The sequence below is a fragment of the Photobacterium atrarenae genome (genome assembly GCF_024380015.1).
GTDB lineage: Bacteria > Pseudomonadota > Gammaproteobacteria > Enterobacterales > Vibrionaceae > Photobacterium > Photobacterium atrarenae.
In genome coordinates this window covers 805,666-824,101 of record NZ_CP101508.1, presented here as the reverse complement: position 1 = coordinate 824,101, position 18,436 = coordinate 805,666, and the positions used below count along the sequence as shown (strand labels likewise).

Here is an 18,436-nt window from a genome sequence, read left to right as displayed (position 1 = left end):
CATTACATTAGCGATAGCTAAATTAATATCACCCTGCAGATTAAATTAGAAATTGCTAATGCACTATCGCGCGCGCGTGTGACCCGATGTCTTAGTATATATTTGAATAAATACCTAGGTAATAATTAGAATAGTATTATTTTAATTTGACCAGATTGATTAGGCGAAAATTAATTTAATGTGAAGGCATACATATAATTGATGTATGCCTTTAAACTAATTATCAAAATTATTTTTGCTTGTTTTTTAAATTAAAATTTGATGCTTTTCTAATGTAGTCTGTAAAGCTTACATTATCAGGTAATGGATAATTTAAAGAGTTATATTCTTCATTTGTAGGATTAGTTAATTGTTTGAATTTGTGTTGAAGAAAACGATAGTGATGTTTTTGAGCAAGTTCAAATCCTCTTTGAAAGACATAGTTGAAATCATCAAAGTTATTCTCTTTCAGAAACTTAGTATATAAATATAAGGCTTCAACATAGTAATGTTTAATATGCTCAAGGTTAACTAACGATTCCTGGTATAGCTTTTTAGCTCTTGCTTTATCTGACTCAATAAATGCCAGCATCAGATTTTTTAACCCCTTTGTATAGGGATTGACAATTACCAATGGTTCAATTTCATCGTGCGTTAGAGGAGAAATTTTTGAGCGAGTATAAGATATCTGCATACGTTCTAGGTGATCTTTTTCATAAAGAGATGATAAGACATTATCAATCTCTTCTAATGAAAGCATATTTAAGTTGGCAAGGACTTCAAGAGTAGAGAAGTCTTTAGTACAGGAATTAGCATACTGATAATCTAGTTCACCCAAGCAAAGTAAGTCACCCCGGTACATCCGTGAGAATATTTGCTTATCTTTACATTGTTTAGCAGAGAAAAATTCATCACCTTCCATCTTATATAAATCTCTAGCTCGTGATGCAGTAATCCTTTGTTCAAGATTATCATGAGGAAAATTCCTCAGTGATTCTAAGGGTAGTATTTGTTTTAATTCATTAAATGCCCTATCAAAATCACCATTATAATAACGAATTGAAAGTAGAGTAACGTCAATACACTGTTTGTATGACGACGGGAATACATCAACGTTCTCTGAAATTATCCGAATAGTACTTGATAATGATGAAGACTCAGTAGAAAAACCACATACTTTGTGAACAAAGTTACATAAATCTGAATAGTCAATTTCAAGCTTGGCGAAATAGCTTATTGATTTGAGAAAGTTACTTTTTTTGCTGTCAAAAACTTCTAAAGCTAAACATTTTTTATCGTAATAGATTTCATCTAGAGCTTCAATAAGATTGTGGTTATATTTAAAAGCGTTATTATAAAAACTTGTAATGTTGTCCCTTTTAGCCAGTTGTGCATCAGCAAATTTACCAACAATGGACTGCAGTTTTATTACACCGCTGTTGTTCTCTAGCATTGATTTATTTTGAAGAGACTTAATTACCTTATCTGTTATAATTAGCTTCTGATAATTTTTGTTGTTTTTCTTTCCTCGGGTTAATGTCTTGAATTGTTCCAGATCAATACCGTCAGGGAACAAAGATAGTAGTTCAAAAGCATTTTTTTCGTTATTATTTAACAGGTTATATGAATATAATATTGATGCGTAAATGGATTTTTTCCTATTTATATTAGTGTCAGATTTGTCACTAAAAGTTTCTAGCTCATCATCGCTGATTTTGCTGAAAAGATCGATTTCTAATTCTTGTTTTAATGTGTGAAGATTTTTTCCATCAGGAATGTTATTTGTGATTAGTTCAATGGCTAATGGATTGTTATCTAATAATTCTTCAATGATGTCATGGCGTAATAATAGCAGTTCATCTTCGGAAGTATCTTGAATCGCTACATTTGAAGTAAAGAGTTCAACAGCTTCGTCAGTTGTAAATTGACGCATTTCATAAACTATCTCTCCTTCAATTTTAAGCCTTTCCCTAGAGGTAATAACCATCGAAGCATAATCGCAGATAAAAACAATTAAGTCTTTAATTTTTTTGCAATCATCGATGTATAGTAGAGTTTCTACGTTATCTAAGATTATAAGCCTAGAATATCCGTCATGATAATAACGTAATTGATCTTGAAAATTTTCAGCTTGCTCTAGATTAAATGTGCTGGCAACCTTATATTGGAACAGATGGAAATCAGTGATAAATTCACAATCAATAAAATGAATACCACCTTCAAAGTAATTGCGCTCTGATAGCTCAACAGAAAGTTTTTTTACTGTTGTTGTTTTTCCAATACCTCCCGCTCCTTTTATTGTTAGTGCACCACTTTCTTCTTCTAATGATATTAGCTTTCGGCATATTTGCTCAAGATCGCCAGTTCGGCCGATAAAATTACGAACTGTTTTAGGGTCTATACTATCTGGAAGACGTGTTTTCTTTTTTGTGATATTGTTTTTACATTTGAATTTGTTATCAAAAACAAATGATGTGAACTGATGACTATTTAATAGTTGGCATTGTTCAAAATATTCTAAATTGTTTTTCCTAAATAACTGAAAAGCGATGCTACTAAGTTTCTTTTTTTCTTTCTCAGCAATTATTAATGTTGGAAGTTTAAGTGTTTCTGTATTGGAATTAGTTGGTAGTTGATCAACAAAAATAAAAACACCAAATGTATCATCATTTCCAATTTGTGTTTCTAGTTCTTCAAATGATATTTTTCTGCTGCATAGGTGTTCATCTTCAATTAAGATGCGGTTATTGATTACTTTAGAAAGGATTAATATATATTCATAACCTTGTAAATTGTTAAGATTTTCAACATTTAAGCTGAAATGTTCTATTTGACAGGGGATTTTCTTAAATTCTTTAAGTAAGTTGTTATATTGTTGACTGTTATCTAATGGATTGGCTGAAAGTAAAGCTATTTTATTTTTAATATACGGTTCTTTTTTCGATTGTTCAATAACTATGGTTGATTGCTCTTGTGGTGCATAACTAGCTAGCTCTTCAATTAGATGTACTAATGGTTCACCAAAGTCTTCGAAAGTTATTAATTTTATATTAGTTCCATTAAGTTTTTCTTTAATGCTGCTCTCTTGATCTTGATGTACTAAGGCGAAGTGTGGGCCAATATTTTCGGCAAATAAATTTTGCTGTTTATGAATTTCTGAGAGCAATTCTGCGTCATCCAGACTGCAACCAATAAATAAAAAGCTCTTGTTAACGCTTAAGTTTTTTAGAGTGGTCAAGGCCGCTTTATATTTGCTTTCATATCCTTCGTTTGTCGCATAAAGTTTGTTATATCCGTCAGGGGTAAGGATTAATTCGGCGCAATTATCTATATGTCCATGCAGATGCCAAACAATAGGGTTATCATTGTTACCAATTTGAAATTCGCGTAGTTCTGCAACTGAATTATTATCAAGCGTTGATACTTGGGCTGAGGGGGTATAGGCCCATTGTAAAATTTTGTCGTAGTTAAGGGTGATAATCTGCTTGTTTATTTTCCAAATAGCTTTTGGTAAATTGGCGCTAGAATAATCAAGTAAATTAAAGTTAGGTGTGAATATGGTTTTGAAAAAATTAACCCAGCAAGGACCATTTAAACTTTGATGAGCATACTTTGCCGCTTGTTGATAATCTTTTATTTTTAAAAAAGTTTCTACTAAAGTTGCATTATTTAAATCTCCTTCAGATTTTACTTCTTTCGCCGCCAACTCAAGTAACTCAAGCCAACCTGGAAATACTTGTTTATTTTGCTTGTCTTTAATCGATCTAGATACACCAGCTCCTACAAAAGGGATGATCTGCTTTGATTGAATGGCATCACGCAAGCTTTTTGGAATATTGCTCATTAAAGTCATTTCTCCAAGACAACTGATAATTACATAATTATGCCATAAATTCATCAGATAAATTGGCATTGTAAGAAAAAAGTAGATTTTATTTCAATGAATTAAAGGTAGTCACAGGTAATGGCTGTGAATAGCCACCGACTCAGTAGACACTAATTAACCTTTCTTCATACCGCTTTTCATACTCTACTGGTGACAACTGATTATTGGAACCGTGTCTGCGTTTGACGTTGTAGAACATCTCGACATATTCGAAGATATCCATCCGCGCTTCTTCCCGAGTGGAATAGATCTTTCGCTTTACTCTTTCTCTTTTCAGTAACTGGAAAAAACTTTCAGCTACCGCATTGTCATGGCAGTTGCCCCGACGGCTCATGCTTGATTCCAGACCGTGCTGCTTTAAGAATTTATCCCAGTCATGACTTGTATACTGGCTTCCTTGATCGGAATGCACGAGTACCTTCTCTGACGGTGAGCGTCGCCATATCGCCATCAGGAGCGCGTCCAACACCAGCTCTTTCGTTATTCTGCTTTTCATCGACCAACCAATCACTCTCCGAGAGAACAGGTCAACGACGACTGCGAGGTATAGCCAACCTTCGTGAGTTTTTATATACGTGATATCGGTCACCCAAGACTGATTTGGAGCAGTCGGGTTGAACTCCCTGGCCAACTTATTCGCAACAACGACATTCTCTGTGCCCACTTTGGACCTGGGTTTTCGATATCCTCTTTGCGACTGTAAGCCTTCTCGTTTCATCAAGCGGTGAACTTGGTTGATACCGCAACATTCACCTTCATCACGTAAATCGCTGTATATCTTTCGATAGCCATAAACGCCACCAGATTCCAGCCAGAACTGCTTGATGAGTCCGAGAAGGTATTTACGCCGTTTCTCCTGTCTGCTGTCGGGTTGCTTAAGCCAGGCATAATAACCACTTGGGTGGATGCTAAGGACTTTACACATACGTCGAACAGGCCAAACAGCTTGATTGGCTTTGATAAAGGCGTACCTCAGTCGGACTGGCTTGCGAAGTACACCGCGGCTTTTTTTAATATGTCCCTTTCTTCGGTGACTCTTTGCAGCTCCTTTTTGAGCCGACGAATTTCGGCACTTTCATCGGACTTGGCTTGATACTGGGAGGAATCTGGGCCGTAGCGTTTAATCCACGCATAAAGGCTATGCGTGGTAGTCCCTAAACGATTTGCCACATCGGCTACACTATGACCTTTTTCAGTAACCTGTTTGACGGCTTCAACTTTGAATTCTTCTGGGTATCGCTTGCTGCTCATAAGCACCTCTCTGCTAGTCATTTTGTCTAACTAAAAGGTGTCTATCAAGTCGGTGGCTATTCAGGCTTCAGAAATCGGTTACCTACTGGATGGGCATATGTGAATGGGGGGAGGGGTATTTTGCTGTAGTCCAGCCCCCTCCCCGTCTGTACACATAGTCAGTGCTTCCGTTGCTCTCCCATTCATGATGGCCGTGGTGGATTTAGTGACAGTTTCAAGCCATATAGAACCGTAAAGGAAAAAAGCAAAAGAGAACTTACTATTTTCTCAGAGAAGCTATATATAGGCTGAAACCATCACTATTCTCACCAATTAGGCTCTGAGAGCTACATCACCTGGAAGTGAACGCGCATCATACAAGGCTTCATAGCAGTTGTAGCCATTATAAACTGCGGTAGTGTATCCAGCACTCAGCATATGAGCCTTAAAAGCTTGGCTGTTGAATGCGCGGCGGTAATTGTACCTACACCATTCGCTGTAAAGGTGGTAAGCGTGCGTTGCCCTTAGCGGTTGTTTCCCTGTACCTTTCTCTCGTCGGCCTATGTTGTTATCATCCGCTGAGTGAAGCCAGCTTGTCACGCTGTTGCCGTCTCGCTTCCGTTAAGTCACACTAGATACTGCAATCGCTTTCATTGAATTTTGCAGCCGTTTCGGCGGAATTGACTTACCGTACCTGCCAAATGAAATATTTTTATGCGAATGGCCTAGAATGGCAGCTGCAAACTGTTCTGGCTGTCCAGCTTGTTTTAATTCTGTCGCCACCAAATGACGCAGTGAATGGAATTCAGGAAGGTGATGTTTCTTCCGCCAGCGATTAAACCACTTACCAAAGTATTGGGCACAATTTCCTTTGTAGATGGTCGCTTCAGGGAACAGTCGCCCTTCCCTGCTCATGACAAACCTCTGGAAGTCATCAACGTTAAACTGGTTAGGCAGATGAACGGGCAGTGGCAAAATTCGCTTACTGCAGGCTGTCTTCAGGCGCTTATAGTCATGATCCTGGTTGAAACTGACGCACCAGATACCTTCCACCTGAACAATATCGTCACGGTGTAGCTGACAAATTTCATTGCACCGCATGCCGGTATAGCGCCCCAACAGGACGTCCCACCGCTTCCACTCGTCAAACTCAGAGGACTGCTCAATTAACAGCTGGGCTTGTGCGAGACTATATGCTTTCCTCTGCTCCTGACTAGCAACGGGGTGCTTCTCTTTCAGCTGCGAGAACGGGTTATTAATTTCAATATCAGAGCGCTTATCCAACCACCCGATTTTGCTCGCATGTTTGTTCTTGGTGGGTACGGCGACAGTTAATGAATCCAGAAAGCTGGAAGCGGTGGCAGAACTGGTGGCATCTGCTTTCTCGTCCTGCCTAAGATACGTAATGTACCGCCTGATATACCGTCCTATCGTCAGTAGCTCGCGTTCGCAGCAGCGCTTAGCCTTAACCACAAGATACCGCTCTAGGTGTGCGGACAGATAGTCAGGCGTAATGTTGACAGGTAACGAGGGAGGGTTACATTGGCTGAGGTGTGCAGGTGTCGAAGCGCTGGATGATGACTGATCGCAAGTCAGCAGCTTGATCACCTGTTCTTTTGCTGTGCGCTTACACCGTGTTCTCAGGCTTTTTCTGGTTTCTTTACGTTTGCCAGAAGGCAAGAGATTTACTTTACGGAAGTACCAAAACCCGTGGGGCGATAACCAGAGATTTGTTGCCATGACAGCCTCTCGTGATACACACAAAGTGGATCACCGGGTCATCAGAATGAGGTAAGAGATTGATTTGATTTGGCAAACGCCAGATGGGTGGAAGCCCCCACCAGCCACATCCCGGCACACACGTCGCTCGCTGCGGCTGCTCCCTTCCGGGCCTGACCGGGTTCACAAGTTAGTGTTGCGGGAGGACCAATGGGGGCCTCCATAGATTCTTTATCTCTGCGACAAAAGCGAGGATGCTTTGCTGCGAGAACGAATGGAATTATCCGTGAACGAGGAATACAATGCAAGGGAGCAGCCAGCCTTTTTCGACTGACTGCTGTTTTATTACCCAAAAATGACAATGTGGTGAACAATCCCGACCCGAAACCTGAGAAATCAGGCAATTAGATCTCTTCTTCGGTCTCCTGGATCAGGAACTCGCCCAGCAGAGCACCACCCAGCACCAACAGCCAAGCAACCAGGATCGGGTTCGGCACTTCAAAGTATGGCACCAGCACCAGAGTAGCGAAGCCGACTGCCGGCAGGATCCAGGCCAGCCGTGGCACCCAGTCGTGGAGCTTGCTTTTCATCATCCCTTGTAGCGCGGCAATCAGGCCGGTCACACACAGGGCAACCAGGGCAGCATGCTCCATCCCACCGACCCACAGCGGCACCACCAGGAACAACGGCCACCAGGTGTTGCCGTTCACCGGACGCCAGCAGCGCCCGACATACCACATCAGGGCCACCGCCAGGATCTGAATCACGGTGTAAGACGCCGAACCGGCCAGTTTGCCTTCCCCTTGCAGGGCCATCAGGCCGACATCCATCGCCAGCACAATCGAGAGCAGCAAGGCTGCCAGCTGCCAGCCGCCTTTGGGCGAGAAACAGACCGCAAATACCGGCATCATCATAAACAAGCTGATTGACAGCGCCAGCGGCTGCTCGGGCAACACCATGCCGTAAGCACCGAGTGCGACCAGCAGCAACCAGGCGTAGATCCCCCCCTGCGGGAGAAGCCATAACGCAGGAATAGCCAGTGCCAAGGCAGGCAACTCTCCATGACTATGCCCTAATGCACTGACCCCCAATATGGTCAGTCCGATACTGACCACAATAAGCAACGCGGCATACAACATCGATGCACCTCCTTGCGTTGACCGAGAGCACACATGGGAAAAACACAAAAATTGTGCCACTATCGGGATATTTTATTTGGTTCAGGTTTAAATATGGACGATTTTGCAGGTCAAATCTATAGCCAGGTTCACCAAATTCCCCTAGGAAAAGTGTCGACTTATGGTGATATTGCCAAGTTTGCCGGCTACCCCGGCTATCACCGCCAGGTCGGACGCCTGATGGCCACACTACCGGAGGGTACAACGCTGCCCTGGTACCGTGTGGTCAATGCAAAGGGAATGATTTCCCAGCAAGGGGATGATTTAGTCCGTCAGCGGCAACGGTTACTGGCCGAAGGGGTTGAGGTGTCTGAAGCGGGCAAACTGTCACTGAAGACTTATCGTTGGGATGGCCGATAGAGCGCCTGCACCGTCAATAGGCAAGCGCTCGGAAATACTCAGCGGGTTTTCACCAGCATGATATCCAGTTTGGTGGTCACTGCCGGATCGGTCAGTACCGCATTACGGGTATCGGTAATAAAGTACAGCTTGTCGCCCACTTCAATCCGCGCGCTAATCGCATAGCTATGGTTGGGTTTGATTTGGTCTTTCATGAAATCGAGCTGAAAGCCAATCGGCACTTGCTGGCCGTCGGCCAGGAAGGTTTGTTGACTGATCACTTCAGCAGGAGCATCCATTTTAGACACATCCGCTAAGGTCACGGTGATCCGCGCATTGGCCGGCAGGGCCACTCTTTCACGATATGCCAACGTGCCTTCCACTGTTCCGACATCTGCGTTTTGCTGGATTAAATTAGTGCAGGCAGAAATCACCAAAACCACGATTAACGCTGAGAACAGTGTAAAAAGCTTTTTCATTCCTCTCCCCTTTCAACCTAGAGACAAACTGAATATTTTACAGATAGATGATGTCGTGACTTGAATTCACATCAAACAATCCGTAAAAATCAGTAAATAATAACATGGAACTTGGAGCTCCGATGAGTAAAGAACTGAATGAACTTCTCACTCTGTTACACTTAGAGCAGCTTGAGCAAGGGTTATTCCGTGGTCAGAGTGAACATTTGGGTCTGCCACAAGTCTATGGCGGCCAGGTGATTGGTCAATCCCTGTCGGCAGCCAAAGAAACTGTAGACGAGCACCGCCAGGTTCACTCTTTTCACAGTTACTTCCTGCGCCCGGGTGATCCGCAAAAGCCGATCATCTACGATGTTGAAAACCTGCGTGATGGCCGAAGCTTCAGCACCCGGCGCGTCAAAGCCGTCCAGTACGGCCGGCCGATTTTCTATCTCACCGCCTCTTACCAGGCCGAAGAGCCCGGCCTGAGCCACCAGTCTACCATGCCGGATGTGCCGCCCCCGGAGTCGCTGCAATCTGAGCAGGCACTGGTACACGCCATAGCCGACAAGCTGCCGAAGCAGGCTGTTGAGACCTTCGGCTCACAGCGCCCGATTGAGGTGCGCCCGGTGACCGCCGTCAACCCGCTGGCTCCCAAACCCGAAGCGCCCAACCAGTATCTCTGGATCAAGGCCAACGGCGCGATGCCCGATGATCCGCGGATCCACCAATATGTGCTCGCTTACGCGTCCGACTGGGGATTTCTGGTCACCGCCCTGCATCCCCATGGCGTCACCCTGATGACACCGGGCATGAAAGTCGCAACCATCGATCACTCCATGTGGTTCCACCGCCCGTTCCGGATGGACGAATGGCTGCTGTATGCCATCGACAGTCCGTCTGCCAGCGGCTCACGGGGTCTGGTGCGCGGCGAGATCTACAACCAGCGCGGCGAGCTGGTTGCCTCAGCCGTGCAAGAAGGCCTGATGCGTCAGAGAAAGTAGTCATGCACTGGCAGCAGCCCGGATCAGGGCTGCTGTACAGTGTTTAGTTCTATGGCGGGATTTATACGTGACAGTCATCCCGGGTATGTCATCAAACGGTTAACTTTATGACGCCTCCGGCACGCCTGCCGATTCTTCGAGCTTATGCAAATGCTCACCAGCCTGTTGCAGCTGATACATCTGCCAATAATGGCCCTGCTGCGTCAGCAGCTGCGGGTGATTACCGCGTTCGATGATCTGTCCCCGGCTCAGCACCAGTATTTCATCGGCCTCGATGATGGTCGACAGCCGGTGGGCAATAACCACGATACTCATATCCTGACGCAATATCTGCAGCGCCTGCTGGATCTGATGCTCGGTCCCGGAGTCAATATTGGCTGTCGCCTCATCGAGGATCAGGATCTTCGGCCGGGCCACCAGTACCCGGGCCAGTGCCAGCAACTGTTTCTGCCCGGCGGATAAATTGGCTTCGCCGCTCCCCAACCGGGTATCCAAGCCCGCGTCATACAGGCGGATTTGCCCCGCCAGTCCGACTTTCTCCAGTGCCTGCCAGATATCATCATCACTCACCGCCCGACCGAGGCGAACGTTTTCCCGCACGGTATCACTGAGAACATGCGGGTCCTGCTGCACCATAGCGATGCCTTCACGCAGCACAGACTGAGCCAGCGAAGCCAACGGCCGGCCATCCAGCGTCAGCTCTCCCTCGGTCAGCGGATAGAAGCCCATCATCAGCGACGCCAGCGTACTTTTGCCGCTGCCGGTATGACCAACCAACGCCAGGAAGCCACGATGCGGCAGCTCGACATCAATCCCGTCCAGCACCGATTGCTGACCGTCATAACTGAACGAGACATTGCGGCAAGCCAACTGGCCGGATGCCAGCGGCCGGGTATCATCGCCATATGCCTGCTGCCTGGCATCGATAAAGCCGAAGATCCGCTCACTGGCGACCATGGCCTGCTGCAATAAAGACAGCTGCTGGGTCAGCTCGATCAGCGGCTCGGTCACCCGGCCGAGATAACTGATGAATGCATACAGCACCCCGACCCCGATCAGCTCCGTGCCACTGACACCGAACAGGGCCACCAGCGATAGCAAGGCCACCCCGGATAGAAAGTCGATCAACGGCCGCAACAGCAGGCCATTAAGCTTCATCACCCCAATTTGCGAAGCCAGGTGACGTCGGGTGAGCACCGAAAACTGCTGGCTGAACGCCTGCTCCTGGCGCATCAGCTGGATCAGGCTCATGCCCTGAATCGACTCGCTCATCGAGGCATTGATATCGGCCAGCAAATCACGCATGGTCCGGTAGGCATCGGCACTTTTGCGCTGGTAAATCACCATGATTGCCATCACGACCGGCAGCAAGACAGCGACCACAGCGGCCAGCCTAGGGCTCAGCAGGCACATCACCACCAGCATCACGGCGATCAACACCACATTCTTCAGTACGGTGCCGATGACGAAGACATAAAAGTCTTTGATCGACTCCGTATCATTGGTGATCCGCGATACCAGTTTGCCGGTCGGCATATAGTCAAACGCCGACAACGGCTGGTTGATCATCCGCTCGAACAGCTGCTTGCGCACCCGCTGCACCACGCTGATCGCAATCTGGTTAAACTGCAGCGACTGTTTGTAGCGAAACCAGGCCGCCGTCAGCATCAGGGCCACATAGGCCAGCGCCAGTCCTGCTACCATATCCAGCGGATACTGATCACGGGCGATATAATGATCAATAAAGTGCTGGATCAGCCAAGGGCCAGACACATCAGCGAGTGAAGCGACCAGCAGCAGCAAGATGGCATAACCCAGCTTTTTGGGATCATCCAGTGCGTAGCTAAGCAGCCGCCGCAACACGGCCTTATTGATGGTATGATCGGTCATTGCGCCCCCTCGATGACACGTTCCAGTTTCTGATATTGATACATTTCGCTATACCAGCGCCCGGCAGCCAGTAACTCTGCGTGGTTGCCCCGCTCGGCGATCCGGCCATGTTGCAGCACCAGGATGGTATCGGCCTGCTCCATTGCCGTCAGACGGTGAGCAATCACAATCACGGTTTGCTGTTTCTGCCGCCGCAGGTTGGTCAGGATCTGGTGCTCGGTTTTGCCGTCAACCGCCGACAGCGCATCATCCAGCACCAGAATTTCTGCCCCAAGCAGCAAGGCGCGGGCAATCGCGATACGTTGTTTCTGACCGCCGGATAAGGTGATCCCCTTTTCGCCGACCAGGGTGTCATACCCGGCCGGGAACTGGCAGATGTCGTCATCAATGCAAGCCGCACGTGCTGCTTCGCGGATCTCCGCCATCGACGCATCAGGTTTCCCCAGCGCAATGTTGTCGGCAACCGAGCGGGAGAACAGGAACGGTGCCTGACTCACCACCGCAAAGCGGCTGCGCCACTGGTTGAGATCCGCCTCAAGAATACTGACGCCGCCATAAAAGATACTGCCTTGCGCCAGCTCCTGCTGACGCAGCAGCAGCGACATCAGGGTCGACTTGCCGCTGCCGATCGGCCCGGCGAGGCCGAGCAGCATGCCGGGTTGAAGCGTAAACTGCACCTCGCTCAGGGCCGGATGACTCTGGCCGCGCCAGCAGAACTGGTGAATGTCGACCGTCAGTGACTGACCTGTCGCTTCCAACTGCGTTTCGCCACTCACAATCTCCGGCGATTCATCAAAGATATGCTGCAACCGGTCCCAGGCCGCAGAGCCGCGCTCCAGAATATTAAACAGCCAGGCCATCGCCAGCATCGGCCAAATCATCAGGCCCTGGTACAGGACAAAGGCGGTCAGATCCCCCAGGGTCAACCGGCCCTGCGATACCATGTAGCCGCCCCCGGCCACGCTGAGGAAAAAGGACATCCCGATAGTCAGCTGGATCACCGGATCAAACTTGGCATCGACTTTCTCCACCGCCAGGTTTTTCTCCCCGACCTGATCCACCACAGTGGCAAAATCCGCCTGCTGACGCTGCTCCAGACCAAAGGCCCGGATCATCCGAACCCCGTTGAGGGATTCCTGAGTCTTTTCGGTCAGATCTGAAAAAGCCGCCTGCGATTTGGCAAAGCAGGTATGGAGCTGGCGACCAAAGCGAAACACCGCCAACGCCATCAGCGGCATCGGCAACAAGGCCAGCACCGTCAGCTCCCAGCTCAGCATAGTCGTCATCACCAGCAGGACAGCGATCCCGGTGATCAGCGAATCGGCCGCGGTGAGCACCCCCTCCCCGGCCGTCATCACCACCGCGTTGACATCGTTGGTCGAGCGCGCCATCAGATCGCCGGTTTTATAGCGCTCGAAGAAGATCGGCGGATGAGAAGAAAAGTGACGGTAGAGCCGGTTACGCAGCACCGTCCCCAGCTCGGCAGCCGCGCCGAACAGCCAGACCCGCCACACAATGCGCAGTAAATACACCCCGAACCACAGGCCGGCCAGGCCAGCCAGCCAAGCGAGCATCTGCGGCAGCTGCATCGTCCCGGCCACCACGCCATCGACGATCCAGCCGATTGCCCGCGGCGGCAACAGCTCAAATAACGAAACCAGAACCAAGATAGCAATCGCTCCGCCATAACGGCGCCACTGTTGGCGAAAATACCATCTCAGCTGCCAGAAAATCTGCATAATCCCTCCACAGAAACAGGCAAGCCATCATTTATCTATCAATTATGATGAATCAAAGTGAGTCAGAGCAGCAATTGCCCTGCAAACAACGGAAGATGTGACGCCGCTTCAGACGAGAAGCGCCCCGGAGCCAGGTCCGGCAGGGTCACGAAAAGGGTTGGACACCGGACTATTATCTGAAAAACAACCTGATAATCAAAGAAGTAGAATGCAATTCCTGAGAATACAAAGAAATCATCCGTACTATTTTATAAAACTGAGCGGACATGCTTTTTTATACAGTATTTCAAAGGGGTAACGCAGTTGTATATTTCAGCGACTCCATGGCAAATGTCGAGGTCACATTGGTCAGCCCTTCGATACTGTTGACCAGTTTTTTGTAAAACAAATCAAAAGCCGCCATATCCGCGACCTGCACTTTCATCATGTAGTCGTACTCACCGGCCATACGGTAAAACTCCATCACTTCCGGAAACTCAACCACGGTTTCGGCAAAACCGTGATACCACTCTTTCGAATGATTACTGGTTTTGATTTGGACAAACGCGGTAAAGGCCAGCCCCAGCTTGACCGGATCGAGCAGCGCCACCCGCTGGCGCAGGATCCCGCTTTCCTCCAGCCGCTTGAGCCGCTTCCAGCAAGGAGTGGTGGTCAGGTTCACCGCCTCGGCAAGTTCAGCCAGTGAAATCGTCGCATCTTGCTGCAATAACCGCAGCAGCGCTTTGTCGGTATGATCCAGCTGTGCCATGTATTTCCCCATCAGTTATAAATGTAGAAAAATTTTCTCCATTTTAGAAAAGATAAAGCAAATAAAGCAAAGTTTTTTCGCCAGCTTCGATTACTATGTTCCCTATCAATGAAAACCTGCTGCCCTGTTTCTCCCACGCAGCCGAACCCTGAAGGTGACCTCATGTGCCATGATCAACAGTGGATTAATCATGCAATCCGAACCATTGAAGCAGACTACCAGCGCTCTGCCGATACTCATTTGATCAAGCTCGACTTGCCGAGCCTGAATGGCATTGACATCTACCTCAAGGATGAAAGCACCCACCCGACCGGCAGCCTCAAGCACCGCCTGGCCCGCTCGCTGTTTCTGTATGCTCTGTGTAATGGCTGGATCGGCAAAGACACCCCGATCATCGAGTCCTCCTCCGGCAGCACTGCGGTATCTGAAGCCTACTTTGCCCGGATGCTGGGCCTGCCGTTTATTGCCGTAGTGCCGCGCAAAACCGCCCGCAAGAAAATCGAGCAAATCGAGTTCTACGGCGGCCGCGCCCATTTTGTCGACAGCCCGGGCGCAATCTATGACGAGTCCCGGCGGCTAGCGAAAGAGCTGGGGGGCCACTATATGGACCAGTTCACCTACGCCGAGCGCGCGACCGACTGGCGCGGCAACAACAATATTGCCAACAGTATTTTCGAGCAGATGAAACTGGAAGCCCACCCAATCCCGACCTGGATTGTGATGAGCCCGGGCACCGGCGGCACCTCCGCCACCATCGGCCGCTACATTCGCTACCAGATGCATGCCACCAGCCTGTGTGTGGTCGATCCGGAAAACTCAGTGTTCCATGACTACTACAAGTCGCGCGATCCTGCCCTGACCAGCCCGGCCTGTAGCCGGATTGAAGGCATCGGCCGCCCGCGGGTCGAGCCGAGCTTTATCCCCGATGTAGTCGATGAGATGCGCACCATCCCGGATGCCGCCAGTATTGCCACCGTCCACTGGCTGGAAAAACTGCTCGGGCGCAAAGCCGGCGCCTCCACCGGCACCAACCTGTACGGCGTGTTGCAGCTGGCCAGCGAAATGAAAGCCCGTGGCGAAACCGGCTCGATTGTCACCTTGCTGTGCGACAGCGGCGAGCGCTACCTCGATACCTACTTCGACACCCAGTGGGTCCGCGACAACATCGGCGATATTGCCCCTTATCTCAGCCAGCTGGAAACCTTTGAGCAAACCGGCACGTTGTAAGCACGCCCGTTTTCTTGACCTCCCCCCATATTCAGGGCCACCGGATCCCGGTGGCCCTTCGCTGTTTTGTCAGCCTTTCTTCTCCTGCCACTCTGCGGTAGCATTGCCCTGCCGGCGGAGAACCTGCCGCCGGTATCAAAGATTTATGCCACCGACTGTTTTTCGGTAATACCCGTCTTTTTGAGCGGTATGCGGCAACAACACAGGAAATTTAACGATGCGTAAAGCCGTAGTGGTTTTTAGTGGCGGCCAGGATTCCACCACCTGCCTGATCCAGGCGATGGCCCAGTTTGATGAAGTCCACTGTCTCACCTTCGATTATGGCCAGCGGCACAAGCTGGAAATTGAAGTCGCCGAGTCGATTTGCCGCGAGCTGGGTGTTGCTGCCCACAAGGTGATGGATGTCGGTCTGCTCAATGAGCTGGCGATCAGCTCCCTGACCCGTGACAACATTCCCGTTTCCCATGAACTCCAGGACAACGGCCTGCCGAATTCATTTGTCCCGGGCCGCAATATTCTGTTTCTGACCCTGGCGGGCATTTACGCTTACCAAATCGGGGCCGATACGGTGATCACCGGGGTATGCGAAACCGACTTCTCCGGCTACCCGGACTGCCGCGATGCGTTCGTCAAATCCCTCAACCAGTCGCTGGTGCTGGGAATGGATCGATCGCTCCACATCGCCACCCCGCTGATGTGGCTCAACAAAGCCGAAACCTGGGCGCTGGCCGATCAATACGGCAAGCTGAATTTTGTCCGGGAAAAAACCCTGACTTGCTACAATGGTGTGATTGGTGACGGCTGCGGCGACTGCCCGTCTTGCGATCTGCGCCGCGCCGGGCTGGAAGATTACCTTAAAAATCAATCAGAGATCATGGCCGAGCTGGTTGCCAAACAACAGCAAGCGAAGGCCTGAATCTCCGCCGTCGGATGATGCAAAAGCTGCCGCTAAAACCATCAAAAAACCGAAGCCTGCGCTTCGGTTTTTTGTTTTCATAGCCATCGTATTGCTTAATCGCGATACAGCTTAAATTCATCCTGGCAAGCCACCAGCTGCTCACGGGTCATCATGAATACACCGTGGCCACCGTTTTCAAACTCAATCCAGGTAAATGGAATGTTCGGGTACTGCTCTTCCATGTGAACCATGGAGTTGCCCACCTCACAGATCAGCACCCCGTTCTCTTTCAGGTAATCCGGGGCGTTGGCCAGGATCCGGCGCACCAGCTTCAGACCATCGCTTCCGGCTGCCAGACCCAGCTCCGGCTCATGGCGGAACTCATCCGGCAGGCTGTCCATGTCTTCCTGATCCACATATGGGGGGTTGGAGACGATCAAGTCATATTGATCTTTTGGTACATCGCGCAGCAGATCCGAGCGCAGCGGGATCACCTGCTGCTCCAGCCCGTGATCATGAATGTTCTGCTCGGCCACCGCCAGCGCATCAGTCGAGATATCGACGATGTCCACTTCGGCGTCCGGGAACGCATGGGCACAAGCGATGCCGATACAACCAGAGCCGGTACACAAATCCATGATCCGGGTTGGCGGCTCCGCAAGGAACGGTTCGAAGCCATTCTCAATCAGCTCCCCGATCGGAGAGCGTGGCACCAACACCCGCTCGTCGACGAAGAATTCCAAGCCGCAGAACCAGGCCTTGTTGGTCAGGTACGCGACCGGTGTCCGCTCATTGATCCGGCGGATCACCCGCTCAACAATACGCAGGCGCTCACTGCTGGTCAGGCGGGAAAAACGCACTTCTGACGGGATATCTAAAGGCAGATACAGCGTTGGCAGTACCAGCTGTACCGCCTCGTCCCAGGCGTTATCTGTCCCGTGACCATAAAAAAGACCGGCAGCATTGAAACGGCTAACCGTCCAACGTAGCATGTCCTGCAATGTATGAAGTTCGTTGACAGCCTCGTCGACAAAAATCTTATCCAAAATAGCCTCCGAATGACGCTACAATACCGCTATAGAGTTGTTGGAATTTCATTATGAGTAAAAAAGATCTGACCCTGGAAGATGAACTGGCACTCTTTCAGGATGCGGTTAAGGGCGTAAAAAAGTTGTCGCATGATACCATAATCGCGCCGCGCCGACAGAGCCCGAAGGCGAATCGCCCCAAAGTGTCAGAAAAAGAGTCCCAGAACCACGAATTTTACTTTTCTGATGAATTCGAACCCCATCTGGATGAGCACGGGCCAACCCAGTATGCCCGTACCGGGGTATCAAAATATGAAGTGAAAAAGCTGCGCCGCGGCGTATACGTACCCGATATGTACCTGGATATGCACGGCATGACCCAGCGGGAGGCCAAGCGCGAGCTGGCGGCGATGATTGCCGCCTGTATCAAGGAAAATGTTGCCTGTGCCTGTGTGATGCACGGCATCGGCAAGCACATCCTGAAGCAAAAAGCACCGCAGTGGCTGGCCCAGCATCCGGATGTGATGGCCTTTCACCAGGCACCACTCGAGTTTGGCGGTGACGGCGCCCTGCTGGTGCTGATTGATATTCCCGAGCGCTAGTTGCGCCGGATAGCTGGATTCAAGCGGCGAGTTGTACCCGGTGCAGCTCGCCGCTTTCTCTTAATGTGCCACCCAAAGATTAATAGACGTATTTCGCCAGGGCGCCGACATTAATCACCCGGCCATCGACTATCAGGGTCACTTCACCGCTATCGCAGATCTGCATCCGGGTTTTAACCGCCCCTTCGCTGTAATAATGCTCACAGTTGCCGTTACGGGCACTGTCAATCCGGGAAAAAATCGTCACGCCCCCCGGGCCGAACAGGCTTGGCGGCACGGCAAATGTCAGGGTACTGCCCGATGCCGAAATATGCATTTCTTCACGCGTACCGTTGGCCCACTTGATCGCACCATTGGCATTAATCTGCGGTGATCTTGGCCCCTGAACACAACCAACCAACAGCACAATTCCCAGCAACGCGAGTATTATTCCTTTCATAGCAATAACTTTATCAATTCTTGTCCGGTCAATAGGATGGCATCCGATCCCGGTATGACGCAACCAAAGCTA

Annotated in this window: 15 protein-coding genes and 1 other RNA gene; 5 read left to right on the top strand and 11 right to left on the bottom strand. The window is 49.3% G+C overall.

Annotated features, from left to right (window positions below; translation table 11 throughout):
- Positions 1-229: 229 nt before the first annotated feature.
- The 5 genes from NNL38_RS04130 to NNL38_RS04110 all read right to left on the bottom strand — a co-directional run bounded on the left by NNL38_RS04130 (position 230) and on the right by NNL38_RS04110 (position 7,953).
- Complete coding sequence (locus NNL38_RS04130) at positions 230-3,823, bottom strand: SIR2 family protein (RefSeq protein ID WP_255389757.1); 3,594 nt, start codon at positions 3,821-3,823, stop codon at positions 230-232.
- Between the two features lie 142 nt (positions 3,824-3,965).
- Positions 3,966-5,116, bottom strand: a protein-coding gene (locus tag NNL38_RS04125; protein WP_255389756.1) for an IS3 family transposase whose coding sequence is annotated in 2 segments (ribosomal slippage) — positions 3,966-4,879 and positions 4,879-5,116 — 1,152 coding nt in all. Because the reading frame shifts where the segments join, the coding sequence is not laid out codon by codon here.
- A gap of 600 nt (positions 5,117-5,716) precedes the next feature.
- Positions 5,717-6,835: a site-specific integrase gene (locus NNL38_RS04120; RefSeq protein ID WP_255389755.1), complete on the bottom strand. Its 1,119-nt coding sequence runs from the start codon at positions 6,833-6,835 to the stop codon at positions 5,717-5,719.
- Between the two features lie 95 nt (positions 6,836-6,930).
- Positions 6,931-7,027, bottom strand: an RNA gene (gene ffs, locus NNL38_RS04115) — signal recognition particle sRNA small type.
- A gap of 191 nt (positions 7,028-7,218) precedes the next feature.
- A complete protein-coding gene (locus NNL38_RS04110; protein ID WP_255389754.1) occupies positions 7,219-7,953 on the bottom strand; it encodes a VP0952 family biofilm-associated protein in 735 nt (244 codons plus the stop codon).
- Between the two features lie 93 nt (positions 7,954-8,046).
- Between NNL38_RS04110 and NNL38_RS04105 the strand changes: the two genes are divergently transcribed.
- Positions 8,047-8,352, top strand: a complete 306-nt coding sequence (locus tag NNL38_RS04105) for an MGMT family protein (RefSeq protein WP_255389753.1) — start codon at positions 8,047-8,049, stop codon at positions 8,350-8,352.
- 38 nt (positions 8,353-8,390) lie between these two features.
- On the opposite strand, the gene NNL38_RS04100 is transcribed toward NNL38_RS04105, so the two are convergent.
- Positions 8,391-8,810 (bottom strand): YbaY family lipoprotein, encoded by a 420-nt coding sequence (locus NNL38_RS04100; protein ID WP_255389752.1) that lies wholly within the window; start codon positions 8,808-8,810, stop codon positions 8,391-8,393.
- A gap of 122 nt (positions 8,811-8,932) precedes the next feature.
- On the opposite strand from NNL38_RS04100, the gene tesB reads away from it, so the two are divergent.
- Complete coding sequence (tesB, locus tag NNL38_RS04095; RefSeq protein ID WP_255389751.1) at positions 8,933-9,793, top strand: acyl-CoA thioesterase II; 861 nt, start codon at positions 8,933-8,935, stop codon at positions 9,791-9,793.
- A 105-nt stretch (positions 9,794-9,898) separates the two neighbouring features.
- Here tesB and NNL38_RS04090 read toward each other — a convergent pair whose 3' ends face one another.
- The 3 genes from NNL38_RS04090 to NNL38_RS04080 all read right to left on the bottom strand — a co-directional run bounded on the left by NNL38_RS04090 (position 9,899) and on the right by NNL38_RS04080 (position 14,170).
- A complete protein-coding gene (locus NNL38_RS04090) occupies positions 9,899-11,683 on the bottom strand; it encodes a SmdB family multidrug efflux ABC transporter permease/ATP-binding protein (protein WP_255389750.1) in 1,785 nt (594 codons plus the stop codon).
- Positions 11,680-13,422: an ABC transporter transmembrane domain-containing protein gene (locus NNL38_RS04085; RefSeq protein WP_255389749.1), complete on the bottom strand. Its 1,743-nt coding sequence runs from the start codon at positions 13,420-13,422 to the stop codon at positions 11,680-11,682. The genes NNL38_RS04090 and NNL38_RS04085 overlap by 4 nt, the downstream gene beginning before the upstream one ends.
- A 286-nt stretch (positions 13,423-13,708) precedes the next feature.
- The gene (locus NNL38_RS04080) at positions 13,709-14,170 is read right to left on the bottom strand and encodes an Lrp/AsnC family transcriptional regulator (protein WP_255389748.1); all 462 of its coding nucleotides are present in this window, start codon (positions 14,168-14,170) and stop codon (positions 13,709-13,711) included.
- A 162-nt stretch (positions 14,171-14,332) separates the two neighbouring features.
- Between NNL38_RS04080 and NNL38_RS04075 the strand changes: the two genes are divergently transcribed.
- A complete protein-coding gene (locus NNL38_RS04075) occupies positions 14,333-15,397 on the top strand; it encodes a PLP-dependent cysteine synthase family protein (protein WP_255389747.1) in 1,065 nt (354 codons plus the stop codon).
- A gap of 217 nt (positions 15,398-15,614) precedes the next feature.
- Positions 15,615-16,313 (top strand): 7-cyano-7-deazaguanine synthase QueC, encoded by a 699-nt coding sequence (gene queC / locus NNL38_RS04070; RefSeq protein WP_255389746.1) that lies wholly within the window; start codon positions 15,615-15,617, stop codon positions 16,311-16,313.
- A 95-nt stretch (positions 16,314-16,408) separates the two neighbouring features.
- Here the strand turns inward: queC and prmB are convergent, their stop codons facing one another.
- Positions 16,409-17,341: a 50S ribosomal protein L3 N(5)-glutamine methyltransferase gene (prmB, locus tag NNL38_RS04065; RefSeq protein ID WP_255389745.1), complete on the bottom strand. Its 933-nt coding sequence runs from the start codon at positions 17,339-17,341 to the stop codon at positions 16,409-16,411.
- A gap of 53 nt (positions 17,342-17,394) precedes the next feature.
- On the opposite strand from prmB, the gene smrB reads away from it, so the two are divergent.
- Positions 17,395-17,925 carry an endonuclease SmrB gene (gene smrB / locus NNL38_RS04060; protein ID WP_255389744.1) on the top strand — a complete coding sequence of 177 codons (531 nt, stop codon included), beginning with the start codon at positions 17,395-17,397 and terminating at the stop codon, positions 17,923-17,925.
- A gap of 79 nt (positions 17,926-18,004) precedes the next feature.
- On the opposite strand, the gene NNL38_RS04055 is transcribed toward smrB, so the two are convergent.
- The gene (locus NNL38_RS04055) at positions 18,005-18,364 is read right to left on the bottom strand and encodes a hypothetical protein (RefSeq protein ID WP_255389742.1); all 360 of its coding nucleotides are present in this window, start codon (positions 18,362-18,364) and stop codon (positions 18,005-18,007) included.
- Positions 18,365-18,436 lie beyond the last annotated feature (72 nt).